Genomic DNA, 12,741 nt, shown 5'->3' with positions numbered 1-12,741 from the left:
AACCCAACCCGGCCATTCCTGCTAGCACTACAGCTAACAGCATGGCATCCCCCGAGGAGACACCGATCATGGCACCGAAGCCCACCCTTGAGCAGTCCGACGTCGTTGAGACCTTCACCCCCGGCGACAAGAACCTCGTCATCGAGGCCGGGGCCGGCTGCGGCAAGACGTCCGTGCTCAAGATGGCGGCGCGCGCGGTCCCCAGGAGGCGCGGCCTGTACATCGCCTACAACAAAGCCATCGCGGTGGAGGCGCAGAAGTCGTTTCCCAACTCCGTCACCTGCAAGACCTCGCACGCCCTGGCGTTCGGAGCAGTCGGCCGCCGGTACGCCCACCGGCTCAACGCGGCCCGCATGAAGTCGGAAGACGTCGCCAAGCTGACGAAAATCAACAACCCCATCTACACGCCGACCACCATCATCCCCCCGGCCCACGTCGCCCGCATCGTCATGGCCACGGTCGGCGCGTTCACCCGCTCTGCCCGCACCAACATCCTCTCCCAGCCGGTGCCGCGCATCCCCGGCCTCGACGACCCTGAGACAAGGCAGACCCTCGCCGCCGAGATCCCGTTCCTCGCGCAGAAGGCATGGCAGGACATCCTCGACCCGCGCGGACAACTGCCGTTCAGCCACGACTGCTACCTGAAGATTTGGTGCCTGTCCGACCCGCAGCTCACCAAATACGACTACATCCTGTTGGACGAGGCGCAGGACTCCAACCCACCCGTCGCGAAGATGGTGAATCAGCAGCGGCATGCCCAACTCGTCCTTGTCGGCGACTCCTCCCAGGAGCTGTACGGGTGGCGCGGCGCGGACAACGCCATGGCCGAGTTCGACGGTGTCCGCAAGACGTTGTCGCAGTCCTTCCGCTTCGGCGCGGCGGTCGCGGAGGAAGCGAACGTGTGGCTGGAGTACCTAAACGCCCCCCTGCGGCTGCGTGGCTTCGACCAGATCAACTCCCGCATCACCGAACTGGACGAGCCCGACGCGATCCTGTGCCGCACCAACGGCACCGCCATGGCGCAGGTCATGGCACAGCTGAAGGCTGGCCGCCGCGTCTCCCTCGTCGGCGGCGGCGACCAGATCCGCAAGCTGGCCCAGGCGGCGATCCAACTCAAGGACGGGAGAAGCTGCAGCCACCCCGAACTGTTCGCGTTCAAGAACTGGGGAGAACTGCAGGACTACGTCGAAGAGGACGAGGGCTCCGACCTGCGCCCCTTCGTCAACCTCATCGACGAGCACGGCCCCGACATCGTGCTGGCCACAGTGTCGAAGCTCGTCGAGACCCGCTTCGACGTCGAAATCTCCACCGGCCACAAGGCCAAAGGCAGGGAGTGGCGCCGCGTTCGGGTAGCCAACGACTTCCCCGAGCCGAAGCCCACCTCTGACGGCAAGCCCGGCAAGATCTCCCGCCCGGACGCGATGCTCGCCTACGTCACCGTGACCCGCGCACAGTACGAGCTCGACAACTCCGGTCTCTCCTGGATCCACGAGTACATGTAACCCAGTCCGCAAATCACGCTAGCAACACTGCTTGCATGATGCGGACCCTCACAGAGCCCGGCCGCCTGGCCGGGCTTGGTCCCACCAACCCGAAAGGGAACGGTATGTCCAATCCGAACCTCCACCTCATCACCGTCATCCTGGACCGCTCCGGCAGTATGTACAGAGTCAAGGCCGACACCGAAGGGGGTCTGCGGGCGTTCCTCGCTGAGCAGGCCACCGACCCGCGCGAAACCCTGGTGTCGCTGTACCAGTTTGACGACCGCTACGAGCCGGTGTACGAGTACCGCGCCCTGGCCGACGTTCCCGACTACCTTCTCCAGCCGCGCGGCGACACGGCTCTGCTCGACGCCATCGGCAAGACCCTCACCAGTATGCGCACCCAGTTCGACGCCATGCCCGAGGGCGACGTGCCCGGCAACGTCAGCGTCGTCATCCTCACCGACGGCGGGGAGAACGCCTCCAAGGAGTGGCGCTCCCGCCGCCAGATCCGCCGCCTGATCGAAACCCTGCAGGGCCAGGGCTGGACGTTCGTCTTCCTCGGCGCGGACCAGGACGCCTTCGCCGCGGCCGGCGACATCGGCATCGGCGCTGACACGACGCTGTCGTATTCGTCCCGCCGCACCACCGAGACCATGACCCGCGCCGGGCGGCTGGTGTCGCGCGGCGGCGGGTTCACCCAGGACGACCGCGACGCCACCCAGTACTAACCTCTCGCGGCCCCGCCCGGTGGGCGGGGCCACCCTCACCGGAAGGACCTGTAATGACCATCGTCACTGAGCCCGTCGCGCTGCGCGGTGGGGCCCTGTTCTGGTACGTCATGGACACGTTCATCGTGCGGTGGGCGCACACCAACCCCTCCATGGAGGTGGTGCCCGGCGAGGTCAGGTGGGAGCAAGAGACCTGGCGTGACTTCGTCGGCAAGGACCGCTGCGGCACCGTCCTGTGCCTCGCCGGATACATCAGCAACGTGTGCGGCGGCCGATGGCTGGTAACCCGCGACGAGCACGGCGGGCTCCTCGTCAATGGCGAGCCGCCCAGAAGGCCCATCCTTGGCGAGATGGACCTTCTGATCGCTGAACCGGACGACATGGAGGTCTACGACCGGTACGGCGTCACCGTCACCTCCGCGCGGGCCAGGGCCATCCGACTGCTTGGCCTCGACCACGACGACTTCGACCTGTTCACCGGGGCGAACAGCTACAGCGACCTCGTGGCCAAGGGCACCGAGCTGTTCGGCCCGAGGCCCGCCCTCACAACCTGACCCACCCCGGCGCTGGCCCACCCAGGCCAGCGCCATGACGCAAGCAATGTTGCTAGCAGAAAGGCCAACCAACCCATGGGATCCACGACCCGCAGAGCCCGGAAGCGGCCCCGAGCCGACTTCACCCCCGAACAGCGCGCCGCGTACGCGGAACGCAAGCGCGCGGACAAGGCGACCGCCATCGCCTACCGCGAGAGCGCGGCCGAGCTCCTGGCTACGAACGGCTTCGCCCTGATCGACGCGTTCCGAACGTACGCGAGCCGCGTCATGGGGCACCGTACCCTCGGCAACGCCCTCGGCATGATGGCTCAGCGACCCGACGCGCTCCGCGTCAACGCGGCGCTCTTCTGGGCGAAGGAGGGCCGGGCGGTCCGGCCCGACGCGGACCCGATTTGCGTCCTAGCCCGCCGCAAGGGCAACAAGATCGTCGAAGAGGAAAACCCGGACACCGGCGAGACGGAAGAGACCGTCAAGGGCAAGTGGTCCGGCTGGACCGCCGAGCGGGTGTTCGACGTCCGCGACACCGTCCCGGCCAAGGAGCCGTGCCAGCACTGCGGCACCGCCCCGGGCGGCACCTGCCCCGACTCGTGCGCCGTGTACGAGCCCGTGTTCGGGCCCGTCCCGACGCGTGAGGAAGTCGCCGAGCTGCTCGACAAGATGCTCCGCGACGAGGGCGGATTCGACCTCGATGTCCTCGAGGCGGCGGCTGACGAAGCGCAGGACCTCCTCGATGAGGAGGACGGCGAGGAGGACGCCGAGTGACCCCCCGCCCGCCGAATCCGGCCACGAAGACCGGCCGCGCCCGAATCGCCCGCCAGGCCCGCCGCCACGGCTACTTCCACGACCGGGAGAACTTCACGATCTCCGTGAACTGTCCCCTGTGCCGCGAACGAGTCAGCGGCGGCCAGCCCGGCTACGGCGAAAGCGTCGTCAAGGCGCTCGACGCCCTCATGGACACCCACCTCATGCACGACTGCCCGAAGGGACCTCAGCAATGACCGCCACCGACATCACGCTGGAGAAGCGGTACGTCCTCGCCGGTACGCCTGGCTGGGGCGAGCATGACCACACCATCCGGACGCAGGGCCTGGCCGTCGCCAACGCGCCCCGTCCCCTCATCGGCAACCCCACCTGGTACGGCGAGTGGATGCACGGCCGTCACTACGCGGCCGGGAAGCTCGACGAGCTGGCCGAGCGGTGGCGCGCGGATGACGCGGTGCTGGTCGTAGAGATCACGCCGCAGGTCGTGGTGCGGAAGGTCGCGGACTACATCAGCAGCCACGGCTACACGCTGCACGAGATCAACGAGTCGTACGAGGGCGCGATCGGCGACACCGCGCACGAGATGGGCCTGCCATGGGACGACGCCTGGCTGCAGCTGCCGTTCCTCTCGGCCCCGAAGGGCACCCACGCCATCACCGGCATCCCGGTGTGCGAGCACGGCGTCCAGGCCCAGGCGTGGATTCTGCAGGTCGTCCGCCCTGGCAGCCCGCTGCCCGAAGACGTGGAGCTCGGCTCCATGAGCGACGGCACCGGCAACCCGACGTCGTTCATGAACGTGAAGGCGCGGGCCGCCGCCATCGAGGGCCTGCCCGACCAGTTCCAGCTCAGCTACGTGCACAAGGACCTGTGCCGCACCGCCGACGACCCGGGTGCCGGGACCCCCCGGTGAGCGGGCCCACCCTCGGACTTACCTGCGACAGCGCGCCGACCGTGTTCCTCCGCATGTCGCTGGCCTGCCCCTACAGCGGCTGCGGCGGCGACTCGATCGCGGAGATCACCACGGACGGCGACGAGCACCCGGTCTACATCGCTGAGGAACGCGTTATCAGCGCGTCCGTCACCGAGGACGACCGCACTTCCGGACACGCGGGCTTCGAGTGCCAGCACTGCGGCCAGCCGGTGGCCCTGCCGCCCGGCTGGACCTTCAAGCGGTCCTAGCTGTTCACCATCGCCGGGGCGGCGGCCACCCACCGCCGCCCCGCCCAACCAACCCAGAAACAGGAGCACATGATCACCATCAGGCACACCCACGAGGACGGCACCCTCGTGTACGGCACCCGCAAGGGCGACGGCGTGTTCGAGATCATCAAGAAGTGGGAGAACGGCGGCTTCCGGTTCTTCCCGTCGATGGCCAGGCAGGGCCTGCCGTGCATCGGGTTGCGCAACAGCCGTGACCAGGTCGCCGACCGGTACGCCATCGAGGCCGCAGCGAAGGCCCTGCGCGCGGCCGGGTTCGAGGTCGAGGTCGAGATCGACGACACCTTCCGCGACCGCGCCCAGGTCCTCGCGGACAAGGCCGACCGGCTCGACGACCGGCGCGACGCGCTGGAGAGGAAAGCTGACCGGCACGCCGGCGCGGCGGCGGCCGCCCACGACCGGGCGGAGCAGCTCGGCGAGCGGTTCGCGGGCGGTCAGCCGATCATCCCCGGCCACCACTCTGAGCGCGGCGCCCGCGCTGACCAGAAACGCATGCACGCGGCGATGCGGAAGAGCATCAGCGAGAACGACGCGGCGCAGAGCGCAGCTGAGCGCGCGAACGCTGTCGGCTCCCAGATGCGGCGCTCCGCGACTCCGGCCGTGACCAGGCGCCGGATCGAGACGGCTGAGGCCGAGCTGCGCCAGATTCAGAAGAACCTGGACGGCTACGAGCGCAGGCACCTCGACTATGGGGGCAACCTCTACTACATCGAGAAGCACGAGCCCGCCGCCGATGGCCCCTATCGGGAGCGGCTGATCGCTCGCAAGGCGCAGCTGGAGAATCAGCTCGAATACGACCGGGCGCAACTCGCCGCCGCGATCGAGGCGGGCGAGTACGTGATGTGGCACAAGGGCAACGTGCACGTCGGCGACGTCGTGCACTACTGGGGCATCCGGGCGCGCACCGTGGTGAAGGTCAACAAGAAGACCGTCGCCGTCGAGTCCGACTACACCTGGCCCGACAAGGTCAAGTTCACCGACATCCGCCGAGTCGAGTGCCCGCACGGCGACAACGGCCCGGCAATGACCACGACGAACCGGTCCAAGAAGAAGCCCCCGGCGGCGGGCAAGCCGAAGTTCGAGGTGCCCGCAATCGACGCCGACAAGCTGAAGGCCGCGGCGAACATGGCCAGCAACATGGAGGTCGGCCGGGACCGGGAAGCGTTTGTGACGCCGCCCGCTGTGGTGGCCCGGCTGATGGAGCTGGCCAATCTGCAGCCTGGCGAAACCGTCCTCGAACCCTCGGCCGGAACCGGGAACATCGCCACGGCCGCCGTCGAGGCTGGCGCGGTCGTCGACTGCGTCGAGCTGGACCTTGGCTTGTCGAATATCCTCATCGGCCGCGTCAAGGAGGTGCGGGACGTCCGCATCCGGGACTTCCTCAGCGTCGAGCCGGACGGGCAGCTCTACGACGCCGTGGTGATGAACCCGCCGTTCTCGCGCGGGCGGGACATCGCGCACGTCACCCACGCCCTGCGGTTCGTGAAGCCGGGCGGTCGGCTCATCGCCGTCATGGGCGGCGGCGTCGCTTTCAACAAGGTGAAGGCGACGGCCGAGTTCCGGCAGCTCGTCGAGGACCGGGGCGGGTCGATCACATCGCTTCCGGCTGACGCGTTCAAGTCGGCCGGGATCGCGGTGACTACGGCCATCGTCGTCATCCCCTGTTAGCCGTCTCTCCCCGGCGCTTGCCGTTCACGCAAGCAAAACGGCCAGCGCCTTGTCTCGGAAGGAGCTTCATCGTGACCTGGAACAGCGGGCCCTGCATCGACCCCGTCCCTGAGACGGTCGTCGCGGTCCTCGACGCGATCAACGCCCGGGTGGGCTGGCCCGGGGGCCGCCGCGCCCCGTGCGTCGGCCACATGGTGTCCGATCACCGGCCCATCGTTGGCATCGACGTCGACCTCGGCGACGAGTTCGTGGAAGTGCGCGTGGCCGGGGTGCTGGTCGGCCGTGGGAAGCGCTGGACCGCGATCGGCAACGCCTACATCGGCTGCCTCCTGCCGCACACGTGGCCCGACAGCAGCTCGGTGTCCGCCCTGCACCAGGGCGGCGCCATCAACGCCTACCAACTGCACCTCCTGGTCCTCCACGGCACTCACCGCTTCGGCTGCAGCTCCCTGTATCGCCGTGACCGGTGCCCCGTCTGTCAGGGCCGCACGACCAGGTGACCGCCTCCCCCTCGTCACGACCTCGAAGGACCCCTCATGCCTGACGACCCCACCCGGATGCTGACCGTCACCCTGACGAGCGACATCTGGGACCACATCACCGACCGGCTCGGCGACTTCGCCGACCAGGCCGAAGAACGCCCCTGGCTGGGCGACTGCTACGACTGCGACCAGGCCAACCCGGGCAAATGCCCCCAGCACCAGCAGGCCGCCGAGTACGGCGCGCAGGTCCGCGCCTGGCGCGACCAGATCGTGGACCAGATCGTCGTCCAGACCGCGACCACGGCGGACCTGGTGCGCTTCTCCTGGCGGCCGGTGAAAACCATGATCCGCGACCTGGAGGTGTCCACCGCGATCGTGAACGCGCTGGCGCGGGCGGGCATCTTCACTCTCAGCGACCTGGCCAGGCACAGCGACGACGAGCTGTCTGGAGTCAGAAATCTCGGCGCGGGCAGGTTCGCCGAGTTGCGGGCCGCGCTGCGTAAGTCGGCCAACACCTGATGCTGCCGCAGCCGCTGTACCTCGCGCCGCCGTCGACCCCGTCCATCCGAGAGCAGGTCGCTGCCGGCCGGATGGGGGCGATCCTCAACCCGGCCTCCGGCAACGGCGTGCCGGAGAAGGGTCTCTTCGGCGTCGACAACGCGGTGTGGAGCGGCAAGTACCCGGGCGACCGGAAGTACCTGCGTTGGCTGGAGCGGTTCGTGCCGCACTCCGACCGGTGCTTGTTCGTGACCGCGCCCGATGAGGTGGGCAATGCGTTCGCAACGGCGGCGCGGTCACGGCACATGCTGAAGGAGATCCGCGCCATGGGCCTCCCGGCCGCCCTGGTCGCGCAGGACTACATGGAGTTCTGCCCCCTGTGGGACTGGGAGGACTTCGACTGCTTCTTCGTCGGTGGCACCACGTCGTGGAAGCTGTCGCCAGCCGCCGAAAACCTCGGGCGCGTCGCCAACAGCATCGGCCTGTGGACGCACGTCGGACGGGTCAACTCCTTGCTGCGCTACCGGAGGACCCGCTGGGCCCGCTCAGTCGACGGCACCTTCCCGCAGCGCGCCGGGCCCGACCGGGCGATCCCGATCATCCTCGGCTGGCGTGACGCGCTGCTCCGCGACGACGACCCGCCGCCTGGCCTGTTCGACCTCGACGACGTCCCGGACGACGACCTTGACCTGTGGGACGGCGGCTACGACCTCGCGCAGTGGTTGCCGCCCGGCTGGCCCCGGTGGCAGAAGCCGTCGCGGCCTCGGCCTGAACATCAACAACTCGCCCTGCTGTGAAAGGAACCAACGTGGAAGACAACACCCTGTTCGACCCGCCGCCGACCGCCGACGCGGAGCCGGCCGGAACCGCGGGCTGGACGACGGTCAAGCGGACGAAGGTGACGTTGATCGTCGAGGACGAGTTCGCCGCCGCTGAGGCCGTCGTCCGACCGGGCCAGCGTGACTTCTTCCCCCGCAACGCCCACTACCGGTGGGTGTGGACAGGCGAGCGCGGCTGGCACTTGGAGCGGTACGAGCTGAGCGGCCCGAACCGGAAGACGGACGGGTCGCCCGGCCTGATGACCGTCACCGAACGCAGACTCGGAACCGCCCCGGAGTCGTGGGCCATGTTTCCCGACTGGCTGTATCTGGCCATGGTCGCCTCCCGGCCCGACTGGGAGCCGCCCGCAGCTCAGCTGCAGCCGGCCGATGGCGCAGTCGAAGCCGTCATGGCGGCGGCGGCCGACCGCGAAACCAACAGCGACGACGACCTGGAGCAGGGGCCGCCGCAGTGACTGACTCCTGGGCCGCCGGCAGGGCCACCCGTGTCCGTCAGCGAGCCGAACGGAAGGAACTGGCGGCGCAGATGCTGGCCATCGGAATCACCGATCCGGCGTTGATCGGGGCGCGCATTGGCGTCCATCCCCGGACCGTCTGGCGGTACCTGCATGAGCTGAAGGGCAGCGTCGACCAGCGCGGGAAGGGCCAGGGCGGCGGCTTCCTGCACCTGGAGATCAAGCCGCAGGTGTTGGAGCACTTCCGTAGGTACCCGCATCTGCGGATCCCGGCGTTTCAGCTCGCCAGAGCGCTTCGGCTGCAGCCGTACTCCTCGACGGTGCTGACCGCGTTGCGTGGTCTGGAACGGGACGGCCTCGTACGGTGCGAGCTCGCTACCCGTGGCAAGCCAGGCGACCTTCGGCGGAACGTGAAGGTGATTCTGTGGTCGCTCGCAGAGGGGCAGCGTGATGGGGAGTGAGCCGCGGGGCGCGTCCGCGCGCCAGGCCGTGTACGCGCAGACCCCTGCAGGGCAGCAACGCGGCATGTGGACCATCTTCTTCGGGCAGCCGGGGGCGAAGGACCAAGGCGGCTTCACTTCCACCGCGCCCGAGCACCGGCCGACCCTCCTCGCGCGGGTGGTCGACGAACCGAAGTGGCACCAGCTCTACCGGGGTGCTTGCCTCGGCTGCGACTGGGAGGGCGAGACGCGTTCCAGGAACGGCGATGCCGTCGAGGATGCGCACGATCATGCGTGGCCCGGCTGGCGTGACCTGCCCGCGGTGAAGGTGCCGAAGTCGAACTATGAACGGTGGCTGGCCGAGGTGAAGCGAGCGTACCCGCCCGGTTGGTTGGAGGTCGGCGGGCCGATCGTCACCATCCGCACCGACAGCCGATTCTCCCGGCATGTGCCGGGGAGGGCGCCGGGCGGCGGCTACGACCTGGCTGCCTCGTACTACCAACCCAGAAGATCGCGGGACAATCTTCCTCACCCGACCCTTGATCTGGAGTTCTGATGACTGATCTGACGAAGTGGCCGCGCCTCCTAGTCGCGGGCGAACCGGTGACGCGCGAGCAGGCCAACGAGATTCTGATCCGTACGGACCCGTGGTTCCTGAGCCCGAACGACCAGGCGTGGGTGTCGGCGGTGGAGGGCGTGGCCGCCGAGTATGGGATGCCGGTCGACCCGCCTTTCAGTGCCGACATCGAGACGAAGAAGGCGAGTTGGGCCGCGAAGAGGGCGTGGCAGAAGCGGACGGGCGTCTTACAGCTGGAGTACCTGGGCAACCAACGGATCGCATCGCCATGGATCGGCGGTCCGAAGGGCTGGTGCGACTGGGACGGCCGAATCGGCTGCTCGAACTACAACATCGGCAAGTACCCGAGCGTGGAGCAGCTGACCTCCGAGTGGCAGCGCATCGCCGTAGCGTTCCCATACCTGCGGCTGCACGCCCAGGTCCTCGACATCGACGAGGACGAAGGGACTGGTCCGGTGCTCGCGACATGGGCCGTCATGGATGGCCGGGCCGCGCTGGTCGAGCCGGTCGGCGAGGTGGCCCCCATTGTCCAGCTGGATGAGTGGGACGTCCTCGCCCGGTTACTTCCGGGAGGGGAACGTGGCGTCACCCTGGAGCGGTTGCGCGAGGCGCTGGCGCAGGGGGCGAAGAAGAGCGGTGAGCGATTGGAACGCTCGGCATGACACCCTGCTTGAAGGCATCTACGCGCAGGTCGTGGACGTGGGTTGCGAGGGTTCGTGTAGTTGAGGCAGGGGTTCCCTGGCTTGCCACTGGCGTACTCAGGCCGCGGCCATCGACGTTGCCCCACGAACTCGGCATGAATTCCGATATTGACCTTATTGATCTGTTCGCTTCGGCGATCGATCATCGAGAGCAGTAGCGGCCCTCGCCTGAGGAAGGATCTCCATGATTCGTCGCGCATCGCTGGCCGTCCTGCTCGCTCTCGGCACCCTCACTGTTATCAGCTCGCCCGCGCACGCCCGCGCCTGCAAGATCGACTACCACTGCGAAACGTACTACTACACCGACTCCAGCCGCACCACACTGGTGGGGGTTAAGTACGAGAACTGCGTCGGGGATGAGACGTGGGTGGGCAGGCGGGGGTCCTATCCGGAGTTCTACGAAACCCCCTGCTGAGTGTCCACTCAAAAGTATCAGTTCAGCAGAACAACGACAGTGGCCTCATGATCACGTTCGTGATCATGAGGCCACCGCTTTGACTCACTTCTCCAGGGCTACCAGCCGCCCATGTGCCGCATGCCGCCCATGTGGCGGACGCCGCCGCCCGCGCTCGCCGTCCAACCGCCCGTGTCGCTGCCCGGAGTCCAGCCGCCGCTGTCGCTGCAAATGATCATGGCCGCGAGCTTGCCAGCCCGGCCCGCTGACCGCAACCTCTGCTGGTTCGGCCTCCGCAATCTGCTCCGCTTGAGCTCGTCACGTGCCTGGTGTCCGCCGGTAGAGCGGGATGCCGCGCCTGAGTAGCCATGCCTTGAGGGCGGTCTCCAAGATGTCCACCGGACCGGTGGCGGTGTCCAGGCAGGCGATGGTGAGCCGGTTGTCCGTTTGGCGGGTGATGCGCGGAGCGATGGCCACGTCGTCGATGTCTTCTTTCGCCCGGCGCGTGCGGCTTTTCACGGTGCGTTCGCGCTTGGGGCGGCTGCCGTCTGGGTTGCGTGGCGGCTCAGCGTCGGCGGGTATGCCGAGGAAGTCGAAGTAGTCGACGAGGGCGGCTTCGACGATGCCGGAGATGCCGAGGCCGGTCTCCTCGTTGGCGTGGCTGAGGCGTTCGTTGGTGTGGTAGCTGATGCGGACGGCGAGGGTGGGTTTGTCCTGGCGGCTTTTCGTGCGTGTGCGAGGTGCCGCTTGCTGTTCCGCTTGCTTGACCAGTGCCTTGCGGGCGGCGGCGGCTTTGGTTGAGCGGGCCATGGGCGGCGGTGTCTCCTTGGCAGGCGGTATGCGTGGTGTCGTCCTCACCTTCCCGTGCTTCGGTTTATTCTGCAAGTGACGTTGCTTGCGTGTCGGTGGCCTAGGTCGGCGCATGCGCGAGGAGGATCCTCCTCCGAGGGTGGCGCTGGAGCGGGCGTGCGCGACGCTCAGGGCCAGCGTGAGCGTGGTTGGCCATGGTCCGTGGACGCTTGATCGCTTCGCGTCTCGCGTTCGCTTAGAGATCGTTCTAGGGCCCCTTATGGGTCGTTGCGAAAGCGGAACGAATATGCAAAGATGGCGCAAGATCAAAACGCAAGCGAGTGTGAGCCAACCCAACTCACGCAAGCCAAATTGCATGCGCCAACCAGCCCAGAAAGCAGGTCCGGTGACCACCGCTGCCACCGAAAAGACACTCGACCGCATCCGCAAGGCTCTCGCCATCGCAGAGCACCCCAATACCGGCCCCGAGGAAGCCGAAACCTACCGCGAGCGCGCCTACAGCCTCATGGCCAAGTACGGCATCGAACGCGCGCACCTCGCCGCCGCAGGGCAGATCACCGATGAACTGGCCAGCTTTCCTCTCAGCATCGATAAGACCCACCAGGCCGAACGCGTCCAGCTTCTCACCAACATCGCCGACGCCAAGAACTGCCGCATCCTGCAGTGGAAGCTCAACAACACGACGTACCTCATGGTCTCCGGCTACCAAAGCGACCTCGACGCCGTGCAGATGCTGTACGCCTCCCTGACACTGCAGATGGCCAAGGAAGTCGCCAACATCACCCGCACCGGCCGCCGGAGCCTCGCCACCGCCCGAAAGAGCTTCATGCTCGGGTTCGCCAGCCGCGTCGGCGAGAAGATTCGCCAGGCCAACAAGGCAGCCACCGTCGAGGCCGAGCACGTCGACGGCCGCTCCACCGCGCTGGTCCTACGCGACCGCAAGGCCGCCGTCAACGACTACTTCGACCGCATGACTCCCAACACCGGGCACGTCAAGTCGCGGAAGGTCGGAGACGCGGACGCCTTCTACGCCGGTCGGGAAGCGGGCGACCGTGCCGACCTCGGGGGCGGCAGCGCTCGCCTCGACTCGCGCGGCCAGCGCGCACTCAACGCCTAAACCACACCAGCGGC

The 12,741-nt window shown here is 67.8% G+C and carries 18 protein-coding genes; 17 read left to right on the top strand and 1 reads right to left on the bottom strand.

From position 1 onward, the window contains the following. The first annotated feature begins 68 nt into the window (after positions 1-68). The 16 genes from AB0I81_RS30355 (at position 69) to AB0I81_RS30280 (ending at position 10,821) form a co-directional block, all read left to right on the top strand. Positions 69-1,502, top strand: coding sequence for a UvrD-helicase domain-containing protein (locus AB0I81_RS30355; protein WP_360663330.1), 1,434 nt, complete (start codon positions 69-71; stop codon positions 1,500-1,502). A gap of 104 nt (positions 1,503-1,606) precedes the next feature. Further along, a complete protein-coding gene (locus AB0I81_RS30350) occupies positions 1,607-2,212 on the top strand; it encodes a vWA domain-containing protein (protein WP_360663328.1) in 606 nt (201 codons plus the stop codon). Between the two features lie 53 nt (positions 2,213-2,265). Next, a complete protein-coding gene (locus AB0I81_RS30345; protein ID WP_360663326.1) occupies positions 2,266-2,766 on the top strand; it encodes a hypothetical protein in 501 nt (166 codons plus the stop codon). Between the two features lie 75 nt (positions 2,767-2,841). Then, positions 2,842-3,528 (top strand): hypothetical protein, encoded by a 687-nt coding sequence (locus tag AB0I81_RS30340; protein WP_360663324.1) that lies wholly within the window; start codon positions 2,842-2,844, stop codon positions 3,526-3,528. Then, the gene (locus tag AB0I81_RS30335) at positions 3,525-3,764 is read left to right on the top strand and encodes a hypothetical protein (protein ID WP_360663322.1); all 240 of its coding nucleotides are present in this window, start codon (positions 3,525-3,527) and stop codon (positions 3,762-3,764) included. The genes AB0I81_RS30340 and AB0I81_RS30335 overlap by 4 nt, the downstream gene beginning before the upstream one ends. After that, positions 3,761-4,438, top strand: a complete 678-nt coding sequence (locus tag AB0I81_RS30330) for a hypothetical protein (protein ID WP_360663320.1) — start codon at positions 3,761-3,763, stop codon at positions 4,436-4,438. Before AB0I81_RS30335 ends, AB0I81_RS30330 begins: the two co-directional genes overlap by 4 nt. After that, the gene (locus AB0I81_RS30325) at positions 4,435-4,707 is read left to right on the top strand and encodes a hypothetical protein (RefSeq protein WP_360663318.1); all 273 of its coding nucleotides are present in this window, start codon (positions 4,435-4,437) and stop codon (positions 4,705-4,707) included. Before AB0I81_RS30330 ends, AB0I81_RS30325 begins: the two co-directional genes overlap by 4 nt. A 69-nt stretch (positions 4,708-4,776) precedes the next feature. Beyond that, complete coding sequence (locus tag AB0I81_RS30320) at positions 4,777-6,414, top strand: DUF3560 domain-containing protein (RefSeq protein ID WP_360663316.1); 1,638 nt, start codon at positions 4,777-4,779, stop codon at positions 6,412-6,414. Positions 6,415-6,485: 71 nt separating this feature from the next. Next, positions 6,486-6,914, top strand: coding sequence for a hypothetical protein (locus AB0I81_RS30315; protein ID WP_360663314.1), 429 nt, complete (start codon positions 6,486-6,488; stop codon positions 6,912-6,914). Between the two features lie 36 nt (positions 6,915-6,950). Beyond that, the gene (locus tag AB0I81_RS30310) at positions 6,951-7,415 is read left to right on the top strand and encodes a DNA-directed RNA polymerase subunit alpha C-terminal domain-containing protein (RefSeq protein ID WP_360663312.1); all 465 of its coding nucleotides are present in this window, start codon (positions 6,951-6,953) and stop codon (positions 7,413-7,415) included. Continuing rightward, complete coding sequence (locus AB0I81_RS30305; RefSeq protein ID WP_360663310.1) at positions 7,415-8,191, top strand: hypothetical protein; 777 nt, start codon at positions 7,415-7,417, stop codon at positions 8,189-8,191. The genes AB0I81_RS30310 and AB0I81_RS30305 overlap by 1 nt, the downstream gene beginning before the upstream one ends. Positions 8,192-8,202: 11 nt before the next feature. Next, positions 8,203-8,688, top strand: coding sequence for a hypothetical protein (locus tag AB0I81_RS30300; protein WP_360663308.1), 486 nt, complete (start codon positions 8,203-8,205; stop codon positions 8,686-8,688). 71 nt (positions 8,689-8,759) lie between these two features. Then, complete coding sequence (locus AB0I81_RS30295; protein ID WP_360663306.1) at positions 8,760-9,149, top strand: hypothetical protein; 390 nt, start codon at positions 8,760-8,762, stop codon at positions 9,147-9,149. Next, positions 9,139-9,684: a DUF6349 family protein gene (locus AB0I81_RS30290; protein WP_360663592.1), complete on the top strand. Its 546-nt coding sequence runs from the start codon at positions 9,139-9,141 to the stop codon at positions 9,682-9,684. Before AB0I81_RS30295 ends, AB0I81_RS30290 begins: the two co-directional genes overlap by 11 nt. After that, positions 9,684-10,367 carry a hypothetical protein gene (locus tag AB0I81_RS30285; RefSeq protein WP_360663304.1) on the top strand — a complete coding sequence of 228 codons (684 nt, stop codon included), beginning with the start codon at positions 9,684-9,686 and terminating at the stop codon, positions 10,365-10,367. The genes AB0I81_RS30290 and AB0I81_RS30285 overlap by 1 nt, the downstream gene beginning before the upstream one ends. A 223-nt stretch (positions 10,368-10,590) precedes the next feature. Next, a complete protein-coding gene (locus AB0I81_RS30280; protein WP_360663302.1) occupies positions 10,591-10,821 on the top strand; it encodes a DUF6289 family protein in 231 nt (76 codons plus the stop codon). A gap of 297 nt (positions 10,822-11,118) precedes the next feature. On the opposite strand, the gene AB0I81_RS30275 is transcribed toward AB0I81_RS30280, so the two are convergent. Beyond that, the gene (locus AB0I81_RS30275) at positions 11,119-11,610 is read right to left on the bottom strand and encodes a hypothetical protein (RefSeq protein WP_360663301.1); all 492 of its coding nucleotides are present in this window, start codon (positions 11,608-11,610) and stop codon (positions 11,119-11,121) included. Between the two features lie 385 nt (positions 11,611-11,995). On the opposite strand from AB0I81_RS30275, the gene AB0I81_RS30270 reads away from it, so the two are divergent. After that, the gene (locus AB0I81_RS30270) at positions 11,996-12,727 is read left to right on the top strand and encodes a DUF2786 domain-containing protein (protein WP_360663299.1); all 732 of its coding nucleotides are present in this window, start codon (positions 11,996-11,998) and stop codon (positions 12,725-12,727) included. Positions 12,728-12,741 lie beyond the last annotated feature (14 nt).

Origin of the sequence: Nonomuraea sp. NPDC050404 (genome assembly GCF_040655495.1) — a bacterium.
Taxonomy (GTDB): domain Bacteria; phylum Actinomycetota; class Actinomycetes; order Streptosporangiales; family Streptosporangiaceae; genus Nonomuraea.
This window is presented reverse-complemented; position numbering and strand designations above follow the sequence as displayed.

What these genes read in the sequence shown, in the direction of transcription:
- AB0I81_RS30320 (WP_360663316.1), top strand. Translation starts at nt 4,777, where the DNA reads ATGATCACCATCAGGCACACCCACGAGGACGGCACCCTCGTGTACGGC.
- AB0I81_RS30355 (WP_360663330.1), top strand. Translation starts at nt 69, where the DNA reads ATGGCACCGAAGCCCACCCTTGAGCAGTCCGACGTCGTTGAGACCTTC.
- AB0I81_RS30305 (WP_360663310.1), top strand. Translation starts at nt 7,415, where the DNA reads ATGCTGCCGCAGCCGCTGTACCTCGCGCCGCCGTCGACCCCGTCCATC.
- AB0I81_RS30275 (WP_360663301.1), bottom strand. Translation starts at nt 11,610, where the DNA reads ATGGCCCGCTCAACCAAAGCCGCCGCCGCCCGCAAGGCACTGGTCAAG.
- AB0I81_RS30330 (WP_360663320.1), top strand. Translation starts at nt 3,761, where the DNA reads ATGACCGCCACCGACATCACGCTGGAGAAGCGGTACGTCCTCGCCGGT.
- AB0I81_RS30280 (WP_360663302.1), top strand. Translation starts at nt 10,591, where the DNA reads ATGATTCGTCGCGCATCGCTGGCCGTCCTGCTCGCTCTCGGCACCCTC.
- AB0I81_RS30350 (WP_360663328.1), top strand. Translation starts at nt 1,607, where the DNA reads ATGTCCAATCCGAACCTCCACCTCATCACCGTCATCCTGGACCGCTCC.
- AB0I81_RS30290 (WP_360663592.1), top strand. Translation starts at nt 9,139, where the DNA reads ATGGGGAGTGAGCCGCGGGGCGCGTCCGCGCGCCAGGCCGTGTACGCG.
- AB0I81_RS30345 (WP_360663326.1), top strand. Translation starts at nt 2,266, where the DNA reads ATGACCATCGTCACTGAGCCCGTCGCGCTGCGCGGTGGGGCCCTGTTC.
- AB0I81_RS30285 (WP_360663304.1), top strand. Translation starts at nt 9,684, where the DNA reads ATGACTGATCTGACGAAGTGGCCGCGCCTCCTAGTCGCGGGCGAACCG.
- AB0I81_RS30310 (WP_360663312.1), top strand. Translation starts at nt 6,951, where the DNA reads ATGCCTGACGACCCCACCCGGATGCTGACCGTCACCCTGACGAGCGAC.
- AB0I81_RS30340 (WP_360663324.1), top strand. Translation starts at nt 2,842, where the DNA reads ATGGGATCCACGACCCGCAGAGCCCGGAAGCGGCCCCGAGCCGACTTC.
- AB0I81_RS30295 (WP_360663306.1), top strand. Translation starts at nt 8,760, where the DNA reads ATGCTGGCCATCGGAATCACCGATCCGGCGTTGATCGGGGCGCGCATT.